The 14,223-nt window shown below is 44.0% G+C and carries 13 protein-coding genes; 5 read left to right on the forward strand and 8 right to left on the reverse strand.

Annotated elements, in window-relative coordinates:
- Positions 1-199: 199 nt before the first annotated feature.
- The 3 genes from ACXABW_RS03960 to nagA all read right to left on the reverse strand — a co-directional run bounded on the left by ACXABW_RS03960 (position 200) and on the right by nagA (position 4,224).
- Positions 200-1,789, reverse strand: a complete 1,590-nt coding sequence (locus ACXABW_RS03960; protein ID WP_457524114.1) for a cation:proton antiporter domain-containing protein — start codon at positions 1,787-1,789, stop codon at positions 200-202.
- Between the two features lie 81 nt (positions 1,790-1,870).
- On the reverse strand, positions 1,871-3,085 hold the full coding sequence (gene nagC, locus ACXABW_RS03965; RefSeq protein WP_457524115.1) for a DNA-binding transcriptional regulator NagC: 1,215 nt from the start codon (positions 3,083-3,085) through the stop codon (positions 1,871-1,873).
- Positions 3,086-3,087: 2 nt separating this feature from the next.
- Positions 3,088-4,224 carry an N-acetylglucosamine-6-phosphate deacetylase gene (nagA, locus tag ACXABW_RS03970; protein WP_457524116.1) on the reverse strand — a complete coding sequence of 379 codons (1,137 nt, stop codon included), beginning with the start codon at positions 4,222-4,224 and terminating at the stop codon, positions 3,088-3,090.
- A 478-nt stretch (positions 4,225-4,702) separates the two neighbouring features.
- Here nagA and nagE point away from each other — a divergent pair, with 478 nt between their 5' ends.
- Together nagE and glnS are read left to right on the forward strand one after the other, a co-directional pair.
- Positions 4,703-6,280 (forward strand): N-acetylglucosamine-specific PTS transporter subunit IIBC, encoded by a 1,578-nt coding sequence (nagE, locus tag ACXABW_RS03975; RefSeq protein ID WP_457524117.1) that lies wholly within the window; start codon positions 4,703-4,705, stop codon positions 6,278-6,280.
- A 205-nt stretch (positions 6,281-6,485) separates the two neighbouring features.
- Positions 6,486-8,156, forward strand: a complete 1,671-nt coding sequence (gene glnS / locus ACXABW_RS03980) for a glutamine--tRNA ligase (RefSeq protein WP_457524119.1) — start codon at positions 6,486-6,488, stop codon at positions 8,154-8,156.
- Positions 8,157-8,215: 59 nt separating this feature from the next.
- Here the strand turns inward: glnS and ACXABW_RS03985 are convergent, their stop codons facing one another.
- Positions 8,216-8,815 (reverse strand): prepilin-type N-terminal cleavage/methylation domain-containing protein, encoded by a 600-nt coding sequence (locus ACXABW_RS03985; protein WP_457524121.1) that lies wholly within the window; start codon positions 8,813-8,815, stop codon positions 8,216-8,218.
- A gap of 59 nt (positions 8,816-8,874) precedes the next feature.
- Positions 8,875-9,324, reverse strand: a complete 450-nt coding sequence (gene fcrX, locus ACXABW_RS03990) for a ferric iron uptake transcriptional regulator FcrX (protein ID WP_457524123.1) — start codon at positions 9,322-9,324, stop codon at positions 8,875-8,877.
- Between the two features lie 206 nt (positions 9,325-9,530).
- Between fcrX and ACXABW_RS03995 the strand changes: the two genes are divergently transcribed.
- Positions 9,531-10,028, forward strand: coding sequence for a DUF4442 domain-containing protein (locus ACXABW_RS03995; protein ID WP_457524948.1), 498 nt, complete (start codon positions 9,531-9,533; stop codon positions 10,026-10,028).
- Positions 10,029-10,079: 51 nt separating this feature from the next.
- Here the strand turns inward: ACXABW_RS03995 and fldA are convergent, their stop codons facing one another.
- From fldA to ACXABW_RS04010, 3 genes are all read right to left on the reverse strand, one after another.
- Positions 10,080-10,613: a flavodoxin FldA gene (fldA, locus tag ACXABW_RS04000; protein WP_457524125.1), complete on the reverse strand. Its 534-nt coding sequence runs from the start codon at positions 10,611-10,613 to the stop codon at positions 10,080-10,082.
- 50 nt (positions 10,614-10,663) lie between these two features.
- A complete protein-coding gene (locus tag ACXABW_RS04005; RefSeq protein WP_252029860.1) occupies positions 10,664-10,885 on the reverse strand; it encodes a DUF2788 domain-containing protein in 222 nt (73 codons plus the stop codon).
- Between the two features lie 104 nt (positions 10,886-10,989).
- Positions 10,990-11,754 (reverse strand): alpha/beta fold hydrolase, encoded by a 765-nt coding sequence (locus tag ACXABW_RS04010; RefSeq protein ID WP_457524127.1) that lies wholly within the window; start codon positions 11,752-11,754, stop codon positions 10,990-10,992.
- Positions 11,755-11,846: 92 nt separating this feature from the next.
- Here ACXABW_RS04010 and seqA point away from each other — a divergent pair, with 92 nt between their 5' ends.
- Together seqA and pgm are read left to right on the forward strand one after the other, a co-directional pair.
- Positions 11,847-12,389: a replication initiation negative regulator SeqA gene (gene seqA, locus ACXABW_RS04015; RefSeq protein WP_252029865.1), complete on the forward strand. Its 543-nt coding sequence runs from the start codon at positions 11,847-11,849 to the stop codon at positions 12,387-12,389.
- A 103-nt stretch (positions 12,390-12,492) separates the two neighbouring features.
- Complete coding sequence (gene pgm, locus ACXABW_RS04020) at positions 12,493-14,139, forward strand: phosphoglucomutase (alpha-D-glucose-1,6-bisphosphate-dependent) (RefSeq protein ID WP_457524129.1); 1,647 nt, start codon at positions 12,493-12,495, stop codon at positions 14,137-14,139.
- Positions 14,140-14,223 lie beyond the last annotated feature (84 nt).

Below are 14,223 nucleotides of genomic sequence, written 5' to 3' on the forward strand. Positions count from 1 at the left end.
CAGCAAAGGAGAAAAAAAATGGCATTAAAAGCTTGGTGGTGAATTTTATCTAATTAAAAGTATTGTTTGGTATATGAAATCTAAATTGTGTCGTGATAATAACCAGTTTAGTGGTTCAGATTGACAGATTTGACGGGGAAGTGATGATGGCATTTAGCAAAACGGGTAAACCAATTCTGGTTTACCCGTTGATTTTTATCTAGTTAGGTTTGGTAAAGCTGGGGTTAAGCTGCTCGCACACGTGTCTAGCAAAACCACTACCGGCTTCACTGTATATGTTGAATGCGGCATCGACACCATTTTCTAGCAAACCTTCCAATTGATCGGGGTATTCGGCAATCGCTGCAATTTGCCCTTGGAAATTACGCCTTCTCAATTGTTCTAACGCTATCTGGTTTCCTTGGTGGTGAGGCATCGCTAAAAGAACTAGTTTAACATTAGCTGTATCTAATATACGTTCCCAAAAGTCTGGGTCGGTTGCATCGCCTGCAATGACATTCCGTCCTTCAGAACGATGTTGGTGAGCAGCGTCTTCTCGAACCTCTACACCTAAACTGATTTTTCCGTATCGAGTGCGAAGTTCATCATAGGCACCACTACCAATCCGGCCCATACCTAAGATCAAAATTTGGGCATGACCTGGGTTGATTAACTGGTCTTTGGTATGCAACTTCTCGGCGGCATGTTCTTTGAGCCATCGACTTGAACGTTGGTATAGCTGGTGGCCTTTACGGTTGATAGGCGCTGCGATAACAAAAGAGATAGAAACGGCGATGGCAAGTGCGACTAGTATATCGCCTGACATCCAGCCCATTTTGAAGGCTAATCCACCGACAATCAGTCCAAATTCACTGAAGTTAAACAGTGTTAAAGATGCGAGGAGCGAAGTGCGTACACGAAATTTGAAGTGATTAAGTACTAAGAAGTAAAGCACACCTTTGATTGGAAGCAGAGTTAAAAACAGAATAGCGAGCGCAAGGCCGGATAGAGTCGGTTGTTCTGATAAACCTATGTTTAAGAAGAAACAGACTAAGAATAGCTCTTTAAGGTTGAATAATGATTTTGAAAGTTCTGAAGCTTTTTTATGCCCAGCTAGCATCATCCCAAGGATCAGCGCGCCTAAGTCTGGCTTCATACCCACAAACTCGAACAGGCCAGCACCAACCACTAAGGCAAAAAATACGCCCAGCAAAACTAACATTTCACCATGGCCTACTTTATCGAGGAGTTTGAAGAATAGAGGCCTCAGTAAAGGTAAAGCAAATAGGGCGATGGCATACCATTCGGGAACCTTTCCGGTAGAAGCGGTTAAGAACAGCACGGCGAAGATATCTTGCATAACCAAGATACCAATTGCGAGTGTACCGTACGTCGCATTCATTTCACCTTTTTCTTGTAATGCTTTAACGGCAAATACGGTACTTGAAAATGACAAGGCAAATGCCAGTAGAACGATTTGTTCAATGGCCATTGCACCAAGGCTAGACACGCCTAAAAGCTTGAAAAACAGTAGCGCGGCGACAAAAAATAAGGTGGAGACTAAATTGTGTATGGTGGCGCCGGCCCAAATCTCTCTGGAGAGAAGCGTCTTGATATCGAGTTTAAGTCCAATCGTAAAGAGAAGCAGAGTTACACCCAAATCAGCGAGTGTGATGATGGCTTCACTGGATTGATAGCCGTAAGCACTTAAACCAAACCCTGCTAAAAGAAAACCGACTAAAGGTGGCAAGTTGCATTTCAAGGCGATGAGGCCAGCCACAAAGGCTGCGGAAATTAAAATGATATCCATAACGTAAAACTGAATCCAAGCTAACAAAAAGGCTGTGTAATACACAGCCCGGAATTGTACATCAAATTGTAACTAAGCTGCTCAGTCTTCGAGCAATTTTTGTAACAAAACGCCATTCAGCATAGCGCGTTTTATCATTGCAAAGGCACCCATAGTTGGCTGGTGATCGATTTGGGAAACGACAATTGGCAGATCTTTGTGGAAAGTAGTTAGAGACTGGTTTTCAACGTTTCTATGGATAGCAGGGAAGACAATATCTTCACATTCCGTAATGTCACCAGCGATAACAACTTTTTGAGGATTAAATAAGTTGATGGTGATGGCGATAGCTTTGCCAAGTTGGTTTCCGACTCGAACTAAGCTTTGTTTCGCCAGTTCATCACCATTATTGGCATGTTGACAAACATCTTGAATCGAGATGCTTTCAAGGCTCGATAGCGAAGATTCATACCCTTGCGCGATGAGTTTTTTAACACGCTCAATGATCGCTGGGTTAGCTGCAACGGTTTCTAGACAACCAAAATTACCGCACTGGCATTGTTCGCCGAGTGGGTCGATCTGAATATGTCCAATTTCGCCTACGTTTCGGTTGTAACCGAGGAACACTTGCCCATTTACTATGATACCTGAACCAGTACCACGGTGGACACTGACTAAGATGGAATCTTGGCAGTCTTGAGTAGCGCCGAAGTAGTGCTCTGCTAACGCCATCCCGCGAACGTCATTACCAACGAAACATTCTACGTGGAACGTATCTTTAATGAGATCGCTCAATGCTAGGTTATCGATATCCGTATTCGGCATGTATTCAACCACACCGGTCTCTGGATTAACTAGGCCAGGCAGGGCAATACCGATTGCCACCAGTTGGTTTATGGTCGATTGGTGGCTGGATATGAACTGTTTAAGGTGGCTAATAAGCCCATCAGACAACTCATTTTGGTTGGTGTAGTAAAGCTCGTGATGAGTGGAGACAAGTTCACGACCGCCTAGATCGTATAGGCTGATTTGAAGGTAGTCGCGGCCCAAACGAACCGCGACAGAGTGGAATGGTTGCACTTCGGTAGTCAGAGAAATCGCTCTTCGACCACCAGTTGAAGCTTGTTGGGCGACCTCTTTAATCAGGCCGCGCTCTAACAATTGGCGGGTTATTTTTGTAACACTAGCCGGTGCAAGTTGGCTCACATCAGCGACTTGGATCCTTGAAATAGGACCTTGCTGGTCGATAAGGCGATAAACCGCTGCACTGTTTAGTTGTTTAACTAGATCTACGTTACCTATTTGTCCGCCATTCATTCTCAACTTTGCTCGTATTGTCCGTTTACAACAGTCGCTTGAACATTGAAGTCACGGTCAAATACAGTTAGGTTCGCAACCATGCCTTTCTTAATTCGGCCTAGTTGGTCTTCGACACCCATTGCAGTTGCTGGATACAAAGTAGCCATTCGTAGAGCTTCGTCCAAAGCGATACCGACGTGCTCAACAGTATTTTGTACTGCCTCAATCATTGTGAGTGCTGAGCCGCCCAGTGTGCCGTTTTCATCAACACACTTACCATCTCGGTAATATACTTTCTTGCCAACAAAAATAAAGTAATCCATGTCAGCACCTGCAGGAGCTGTGGCATCGGTCACTAATACGAGCTTTTCGCCCTTGATTTTGTGGGCAATTCGGATGTTCGCATAATCGACATGGAATCCATCAGCAATGATGCCAGCGTAGACTTCTGGCGTGTCATAAATAGCGCCAACCACACCAGGTTCACGACCGACCATTGGCGTCATAGCGTTGAACAGGTGAGTTGCAAATGAAATGCCTGCTTCGAAGCCTTTACGAGCTTCAGTGTAAGTCGCATTTGTGTGGCCGATTGATACCACAATACCTGCTTTCTTTAGGCGCTCAATATGTGCTGGGTCGTTGTGCTCTGGCGCAAGTGTCACTTTGGCCACCAGGTCTGCATTTTCGCAGATTAAATCAATCATACTGTCGTCAGAAGGACGAATGTAGTCAACGCTATGAATACCTTTCTTCATAACATTTAGGTAAGGACCTTCGAGGTGTAGACCTAGAGATTGGTTTTGATACTTGTTGTGGTATTCGCGAGCTGCAGTAATTGCCTGGCGCATGTCTTCGTCTGAAGAGGTAATCAGAGTGGGTAAGAAGCTAGTACAGCCAGATTTAAGGTTGGCTTCATGCATAACTTGCATGGTTTCTGCAGTAATTTCATCGTTCAGCATTACGCCACCACAACCGTTAAGTTGAAGGTCGATAAAACCAGGACTTAGGTTTGCGCCATCAAGGTCGCGTAACTCGATATCTTGTGGTAATTCAGCTGCAGGGCAAACTGATTCGATCAGCCCATCTTTTACAATAACAGCGTGCTCCGTTAGAACGTCGCTGCCAGTGAAGATTTTACAGTTAGTTAGCGCGTACATAGTCAGCTAATCCTTATGAAATTGAGTAATTATTAAATACTGAACGGCTTATATTTGAGTGAGATCCTAACTTTATTCGTATAGTTCAATTAGGTTGCAAAAAATCTTCTATTCGTCTCTCAAAATGTAGAGCAGTTCTTTCCTCTCTGGCGAAATCGTCACCACTGTTAATGCAGTGAAAATATCTATCGGAATTCGGTATGAACCCTTTATACCTATACTCTCAACTAAGATTGTTAGAGCAATGAAATAACCAAATATTATCGCCAATTAGTCATTTTTTTGAATTGTAAAATAAGTTTTATGATCTAGCTAGCAAAAACCTTGGGATTTGCCTGTTTCTGGTGATTAGGATCACAAATGGTAAGGTTTTAATTTGCGGAGCAAAATTAATATCATAAACTGATGAGGACTAAATTGAGGGACTAAAAAAAGTGTCTCGAGCAAAATACAAAAAATCCTATAGGGGGAACTTAAGGTGAATATTCTTGGATATGCGCAGAAGTTAGGTAAAGCTCTTATGCTACCTATCGCAACGCTTCCTGTTGCGGCGCTTTTACTACGCTTGGGTCAGCCAGACCTACTTGATATTGCGTTCATGGCTTCGGCTGGTAATGCAATTTTTAGCCAATTACCTTTGCTATTTGGTTTAGGTATTGCAATCGGCCTTGCTAAAGATGGCTCTGGTGCAGCTGGCTTAGCGGGTGCTGTTGCGTACTTTGTATTGACTGCAACTGCTACAAACATCGATGCGAGCGTTAATATGTCGTTCTTCGGTGGTATCTTTGCGGGTATTATCGCAGGTCACGCATACAATGCATTCCATGCAACTCGCCTTCCTGAGTGGTTAGCTTTCTTCTCTGGTAAACGCCTAGTGCCAATTATGGCTGGTCTGTTTGCTTTAGTTGCGGGTGCTATCTCTGGTGTTGTATGGCCAGCTATCCAAGGTGGCTTAGACGCACTAGCTCACGCGGTATCTTCTTCAGGCGCAATTGGTCAGTTTGTTTACGGTACTCTTAACCGCGCTCTTATCCCTGTAGGTCTGCACCACGTTCTGAACTCTTACTTCTGGTTTGGTATGGGTACATGTCAAGAGATCGCGATTACTGGTGCACAGGCTGCTGGTCAAGCTCTTCCTGCTCTACAGCAACTTTGTGTAGACCCTGCACTAGCGAAAACTTTAGTGGCTGGTCAAGAGCACACGTTCACATTTGCAAACTCTGTGACTCCTGAAATCACAGCGACAGTGAAAGAAGTGACTGAAACAGTTAAATCTGGTGACCTGCACCGCTTCTTCGGCGGCGACAAAGGCGCTGGCGTATTCATGAACGGTTTCTTCCCTGTAATGATGTTTGGTCTACCTGGTGCTGCATTAGCAATGTACCTAGCTGCTCCAGCTGAAAAACGTAGCCAAGTGGGTGGTGCACTATTCTCAGTAGCATTCTGTTCATTCCTAACTGGTATCACTGAGCCGCTAGAATTCATGTTCGTATTCCTAGCTCCAGCACTATACGCAATGCATGCTGTATTTACTGGTCTATCTCTAGTTGTTGCAAACATGTTTGGTACGCTACACGGCTTTGGCTTCTCTGCTGGTCTAATCGACTTCGTATTGAACTGGGGTCTAGCAACTAAGCCGTTCGTTCTACTACTAATCGGTCTAGCTTTTGGTGCTCTATACTTCTTCACTTTCAGCTTCGCTATCCGCGCATTCAACCTGAAATCGCCTGGTCGTGAAGACGATGACGAAGAGCAAGCTGCAGCACCAGCAGCAGGTGATGCTGCTAAAGGTGACCTAGCTCGCCAATACCTAAAAGCACTAGGTGGTCACGAAAACCTAACCGCTATCGATGCTTGTATCACTCGTCTACGTCTAACTCTTAAAGACCGCTCAATCGCAGATGAAGCAGTTCTTAAGAAGCTAGGTGCGAAGGGTGTTGTGAAACTAGGTGAGAACAACCTTCAAGTTATCCTTGGCCCACTAGCTGAAATCGTTGCTGGCGAAATGAAAGCAATCGTTGCTGGTGAAGACCTATCGGATGTGAAACTTCCATAATCACTACGCTGATTAGTAAGTTCTTCTTAAAAGCCTCCCAATGGGAGGCTTTTTCTTTATCTATTTCTACAGTTCGGTGTATTCTTCAGCGAACAGCATAAAAGATTACGATTTTGGCTATGGTTCTAGTTGTGCTAGGGCAAAGAATTGTGGATCATTAGCTGCTATATATTCTGACAATACTAAATACATTGAGGTGCTATAGATGAGTGAAGCTGAGGCTCGTCCATCGAATTTCATCCGTCAAATTATCGATAAAGATCTTGCGGATGGTACACACACAAGCGTGCATACTCGTTTCCCGCCGGAGCCAAATGGTTACCTGCATATCGGACACGCTAAATCAATTTGCCTAAATTTTGGTATTGCTCAGGACTATCAGGGACAGTGTAATCTTCGCTTCGACGATACAAACCCTGAAAAAGAAGACGTTGAATACGTTGAGTCAATTAAGAATGATGTAAGCTGGTTAGGCTTCGAATGGTCGGGTGACATTTGTTACTCATCAAACTACTTCGATACGCTTTACGCTTATGCTGTGGAATTAATTAATAAAGGCTTAGCGTACGTTGACGAGCTAAGTCCTGAGCAGATCCGCGAATACCGTGGCACGCTTAAAGAGCCTGGTAAAGCAAGCCCATACCGCGACCGCAGCCCTGAAGAGAACCTTGCGCTATTTGAAAAAATGCGTGACGGCGGCTTCGAAGAAGGGAAAGCGTGTCTACGTGCTAAGATCGACATGTCTTCTTCATTCATGGTGATGCGCGATCCTGTGCTATATCGTGTTCGTTTTGCTACCCACCACCAGACAGGCGACAAATGGTGCATTTACCCGATGTACGATTTCACTCACTGTATTTCTGATGCGCTGGAAGGAATTACTCACTCAATCTGTACATTAGAATTCCAAGACAACCGCCGTTTGTATGACTGGGTTTTGGACAACATCACTATTGATTGCCAACCACGTCAGTACGAATTCAGCCGTCTAAACCTAGAATATACAGTGATGTCTAAGCGTAAGCTGAACCAGCTTGTCGTTGAAAACCTAGTTAACGGTTGGGATGATCCACGTATGCCGACAATCTCTGGTTTGCGTCGCCGCGGTTTCACGCCGGCGTCAATTCGTGAGTTTTGTAAGCGCATTGGTGTCACCAAGCAAGAGAACATGATCGAGTTTGGTTCATTAGAGTCTTGTATTCGCGATGACCTAAACGAAAACGCACCTCGTGCGATGGCTGTGCTCGATCCTGTTAAGATTGTTATTGAAAATTACGACGCAGACAAAGTGGAAACGCTTACGGTTGCTAACCACCCGAACAAACCTGAAATGGGTACTCGTGAAGTACCATTTACTCGCGACGTTTGGATTGAACGTGATGACTTCCGCGAAGAAGCTAACAAGAAGTACAAGCGCTTGGTGCTAGGTAAAGAAGTCCGCTTACGTGGTGCGTATGTAATCAAAGCTGAGCGTATTGAAAAAGATGCAGAAGGTAATATCACGACGATCTTCTGTTCATACGATGCTGAAACGCTGGGTAAGAACCCTGCTGATGGCCGCAAAGTGAAAGGTGTTATTCACTGGGTGTCAGCGGATAAAGGTCTTCCAGCGGAAATTCGCTTGTATGACCGCTTGTTCACGGTAGCTAACCCTGCCGCGGCTGACAACTTCGCTGATACAATTAACTCAGAATCACTTGTTAAGGTTCAAGGTTACGTTGAGCCTAGCTTAGCAGTAGCATCTGCAGAGCAGGGCTTCCAGTTTGAGCGTACCGGATATTTCTGTGTTGACTCTAAAGACTCAAGTACGGATTCACTCGTGTTCAACCGTACTGTTGGACTACGTGATACGTGGGCTAAGATAGAAACTAAGTAATTGGTTTGATAGTACGAAAATGCCAGTCTCACGACTGGCATTTTCGTTTGTATTTTTGGTTATTGAGCTCGTTCGGGGATTTGGGTAGTGACGGTTCCATCAACGGAGTCATACCAAATGACATAGCCAGATTCATCAGCATCGGATGTATTGAAGCCTGATAACGTGTAGGCGTAGTAACAAATTGACTGGTTACCATCTATATCCCTTGCTCGCCGCGTAATGAAATCGACATCTTCATAATCACCAGCATTAGTGGAGAAGGTGAAGTCAGTAATCATTATGGCTTCCCAAATTGAAATACAACCTTGATGCCCACGGCCAATGTTTCTCGGGGCTGTCATTTCACCTTGCGCATTGCCCTTGTCGATACCGATTGGATAACCCACATCATTAATATCTAGCTGAGGGTCACCATTCTCATCTAGCCCGTATCCTGGTAGGTTGACAAAAGACTCATCACCGCCACCTTCGACAGCCCATTGGGCATGAACAAAATCGATAGCCTGTTGGAATTGGGCAGCAGTCCCTTCTATGACTGAATCATGCGCATCATCTTGATAGCTGAGAAACCTAGGCAGAACTGTCACGGCTAATATTCCCAGAACTACGATAACAACAACTAACTCAATGAGCGTGAAACCATGTTGTTTTTTCATAACTTGCAATAGGCTGTTGTACGTTAAAACAAAAACGTCAGCCGAAGCTGACGTTTTTATTATTTCTTAGGTTTGTGTGCATCAGGGTTGTCTTTACAACTTCCATCACTGCATTTGCCATAAAGATACAAGCTGTGGTTAGTTAAAATCACATTGTATTGAGAAGCGATCTCTTTTTGGCGTTCTTCGATAATGTCGTCTGAAAATTCAATAACTTCACCACAGTCGAGGCACACTAAGTGGTCATGGTGGTGCTGTGTAGAAAGCTCAAATACAGACTTACCGCCTTCAAAGTGGTGACGAGTGACAATGCCTGCGTCATCAAATTGGTTCAATACACGGTATACCGTTGCTAAACCGATCTCTTCGCCTAGATCAATCAGCTTTTTGTAGAGATCTTCCGCACTGATATGCTGGCATTCAGGTTGCTGTAATACTTCTAAAATCTTGAGTCTTGGTAAGGTAACTTTAAGACCAGCATCCTTGAGTGCTTGGTTATTATCTGACATATACTTTCCTGTTGATGATCTGCAGCGATAACAGAATTCATAATTACCCTCATTATAGGGTAGACATACGGAACAATAAACCACGAACTTCAAAGGGTTACTATGATTTTTTTGTAAATTCGTTTTAAGTCACTTTATAAACTGATTAGACCAGTTACAATTATGTAACAAATATGGATAATTACAAAAATCAGGCCCAAGCTAAGATGAACAAATCTCTCGCTAAAGTATATAAACCCGGCATCGTTAAGTTTGCACTCAACATCTGGCCACCCTTTTGGGGAGCAGGTATTAGAATACTGTCGATCAGTGATGATTTTCGTGAAGTTCGCATGAAGTTGAAACTACGTTGGTGGAACAAAAATGCGAATAGGACCCAATATGGCGGCAGCATCTTCTCACTAACTGACCCAGTTTATTCATTAATGCTAATGGGTATTTTGGGTGAGCAATATTACGTATGGGATAAAGAAGCCAGCATTAACTTTATCAAACCGGGACAAAGTGACTTGTTCGCTGAATTTCAGGTGTCTCAGCAACAATTGGAAGAGATATTATCGATTACTGCAAGTGGTGAAAAGTGCTTCCCGGAGTTTATAATTTATGTCAAAGACGCTCAGGGGAACGTTGTGTCGGAAGTGCAACGCATGTTGTACGTGAGGAAGAAACCGCAGTATAGAGAAACCGAAGCCCTACAAAGCTAGCGCGAATAAAAAAGCCTCCCAATGGGAGGCTTTTTTGCGAATACGTACTATTTAGTCTTCTAATTCAGACAAGCACATTTCTTCGTGGATTTGGCTAACCCATGCATTTACACGTTGCTCAGTTAGTTCTGGTTGGCGATCTTCATCGATACATAAACCAACGAACTGGCTGTCATCGCCTTCAACTAGCGCTTTGGAAGCTTCGAACTCATAGCCGTCTGTCGAAGTGTATCCAAGGATTGTACCGCCTTTTGCTTCTACGATATCGCGAATAGTACCCATCGCATCACAGAAGTATTCTGCGTAATCTTCTTGGTCTCCACAACCAAATAGCGCAACTAGCTTGGTCGAAAAGTCGATCGCTTCCAGCTCAGGGAAGAAATCATCCCAGTCACACTGTGCTTCGCCGTAATACCAAGTTGGAATGCCAAGCAGCAACAAATCGAAGTTATCGATATCTTCTTTGCTACTTTTTGCAATGTCTTGAACGTGAACTAGCTTTTTACCTAGTTGCTTTTGAATCATCTTAGCAACAGCTTCAGTGTTGCCTGTGTCGCTACCAAAGAAGATACCTACACTTGCCATAGAATCATTACCTTTAATATTGTCTGTTGTCAGCAGTTATGGAGAGGTGCTCAACCGAGACCTGAGCCTTCCATTGTGATTTGGATAATACCTTTTGAGATAAATCCAAAACAACCTAGGAATAGCACTAACCATACAATACGACGGCCAAAAGGAGGAACATTACCCTGTTTCAGCACATCTTTTATCGCCATACCAATTAGAAAAAAGATAGACGCAAAAAGTAAATCGAGCCCGACGGATTCGAGTATGTTCATGTAGTCGTAAAGCATGGGTTTCCTTTATGCCAATTTGCTTGCGCGCACTATACCACTGTTATCTATCAATGTTAATGCGAGAGTATTTACGAAGTTCTCATTAACCAAGCTCAACACGTTTAAGCGATGAAGTTTCGAATTACTCGAAGTACTTCTTTGGGCTTTTCGGCGTGTAACCAGTGGCCTGTATTCGCGATAATGTGTGCTTTTGATTGTGACATTTGTTTTTGGACATCAGCTTGATGTTCTGGGAGGAGGCAATCTGAGTCTGCTCCCTTAACAAACAAAGTAGGGGTATCGATGGATTCAATAGCTTCCCAACCTAGGATGGACTCATAGTTTTCAACGATAGACTTTACGTTGAATCGCCACTGCATGATGTCATCTTGTTTATAAAGAGACTTACTCAGAAACTGCCTAACACCGTCGATTTCGATGTGCTGTGCGAGAATGTCTAATGCTTGAGAGCGAGAGCTTGGATTCTGTTCATTGACGGCAACCAACCCTGAAATAACGTTATCATGTCGGCGCGCAGTGTAATGGACAGGGGCCATATCGAGGACAATGAGTTTGCGAACTTGTTGTTTGAGTCTCTCGGCTACTTTGATTGCCACTTTACCGCCCATAGAGTGGCCTACCAGAGTAAAGTCGCTAATTTGTAAATGGGCTAATAAACGCACGACGTCGTCTGCCATGAGTTGGTAGTTATGCTCGTCACTATGGAAAGAGATACCATGATTACGAAGGTCGACACTAAGCACTTGATGATCGGCTTTCAAATCGCGGGCAAGTACACCAAGATTGTCCAAATTACCAAACAATCCGTGGATCAGTATAATGGTGTGACCCTCACCTTCGAGTTTGTAGTTGAGCAGTTCTGACATTTTATCTTATTCGTGATTGGTTTAACGTAGAGTATCAGCAAAGATCTCGCTATAATCCCCGAGAGTTTAAACATAGAGATTGTGAAAAGCGAATGAAAACAATTGAGGTTGATGAGGATCTATACCGTTACATTGCTGGCCAGACCGAACATATTGGTGAAAGTGCTTCAGACATTCTTCGTCGTTTACTAAACGTAGATGGAAAAGTGTCGGCAAACGCACAGCCTAAGCCTATGTCGGAGCCGAAAGGCATTGTAGTCAGTAAAGATGCAGTAAAAGATGTCCAAGTAGATAGCGTGAAAGAGATGCGCGCTCTATTGATATCGGATGAATTTGCAGGCCTGAAGAAGGCGATTGACCGCTTTATGCTAGTGCTTTCAACGTTACATCGAATCAACCCAGAGAGTTTTTCTGAAGCGACTCAAGTAAAAGGCAGAAAGCGCGTTTACTTCGCGGATAATGAGCAAACTCTATTGGCTAGCGGTAATACAACTAAACCGAAAGCGATCCCCAATACACGCTTTTGGGTAATAACGAATAACAATACGAGCCGCAAGCGCCAAATGGTTGAGCAATTGATGGTCAGGATGAACTTCCCTGCTGATTCCATCGAGAAAGTGACCAACTCAATTTAAGAATCTAAATTCAAACCTCATGATGCGTAACAAATGCCAAGTATTATGAGGTTTTTTCATTTTCGTAAGACAAGAATTCTGTAATTTTTATAAGGATGTCAAAATGGCTATGCACCCTAGAGCGGGACAAAAAGCTCGACAAGAAGATCTACATAATATTCCAGCGTTAGTGGCAAACTACTTTTTGCTTCAACCTCAAGTAGGTAACCCAGACCATAAAGTGGCATTTGGGACTTCAGGTCACCGTGGGAGCGCGGATAAATCAACCTTCAATGAAAATCATATTCTGGCTATTGCACAAGCTGTTGCAGAAGTACGAGCGGAGCAAGGGACGACAGGACCACTTTTTGTCGGCAAAGACACCCATGCGCTGTCAGAGCCTGCATTTTCTACAGTCGTTGAAGTATTGATTGCTAATGGCGTGCGTGTTGTCGTGCAAGAAAACAACGGCTACACGCCAACACCGGGTGTATCTCACGCTATTCTCACTTACAACTTAGTCAATGATGAGAAAGCAGATGGCATCGTCATCACGCCTTCTCATAATCCGCCACAAGATGGCGGCATTAAGTACAACCCTGTGCACGGTGGTCCAGCAGAAGCTGAGCTTACCCAGGCGATTGAAGACCGTGCTAACGCTTTAATTGCAAAAGAGCTACAGGGAGTGAAGAGACTTCCTCTGGCGCAAGCGAAGTCTTCAGATCTGTTTGTTGAGATGGATTTAGTTAAGCCTTACATCGACGACCTAGTGAATGTTGTTGATATGGACGCCATCCAAAAAGCAAATCTTAAGATTGGAGTTGATCCATTAGGTGGCAGCGGTATTGATTACTGGCGTCAGATTGGTCAAGCCTACGATCTTGACTTAACCTTGGTCAGCGAAGCCATAGACCCATCGTTCCAGTTTATGTCCTTAGATAAGGACGGGGTCGTTCGTATGGACTGTTCGTCTCCTTATGCAATGGCAGGGCTGCTTGAACTTAAAGATGAGTATGATTTAGCGTTCGGTAATGATCCTGATTATGATCGCCACGGCATAGTGACACCAAAAGGTTTGATGAACCCTAACCACTTCTTAGCGGTATGTATCGATTACTTATATCGTCATCGTGAAGGGTGGGGCAAAGAAGTCGCTGTTGGTAAAACGCTCGTATCAAGTGCAATGATTGATCGCGTTGTTGCCGACTTAGGTAGAGAACTATGTGAAGTGCCAGTTGGCTTTAAGTGGTTTGTCGATGGATTGTACGAAGGTAAGTTTGGCTTTGGTGGTGAAGAGAGTGCTGGTGCTTCTTTCTTACGTAAAGATGGCACTCCATGGTCGACGGATAAAGATGGCATTATCTTGTGTTTGCTCGCTGCTGAAATCACTGCGGTAACCGGCAAGAATCCACAAGACTACTATGAAGAATTGGCCTCTAAGCATGGTGAGTCACAGTATAATCGCATTCAAGCGGTTGCGAATGGGCCACAAAAAGAAGTACTGAAGAAGTTGTCTCCAGAAATGGTATCTGCTGAGATGCTGGCGGGTGATGCAATTACCGCTCGTTTAACTCATGCACCAGGTAATGGAGCAGCAATTGGCGGATTGAAAGTGACGACTGACAATGGCTGGTTTGCCGCGCGTCCATCGGGTACGGAAGACATTTATAAGATTTACTGTGAAAGCTTTAAAGGTGCTGAGCATCTTAAGCAAATCGAGTCTGAAGCTCAGGACATTGTAAACCAAGTTTTTGCTGAGGCAGGGCTGTAAGCCTGAAACGTAGTTCTCGGTATATAAAAGAGCTGATGTTTTTACATCAGCTCTTTTTGTTTCGCCTCAATAAACTGCGTTGAT

This window comes from Vibrio paucivorans (genome assembly GCF_054053395.1).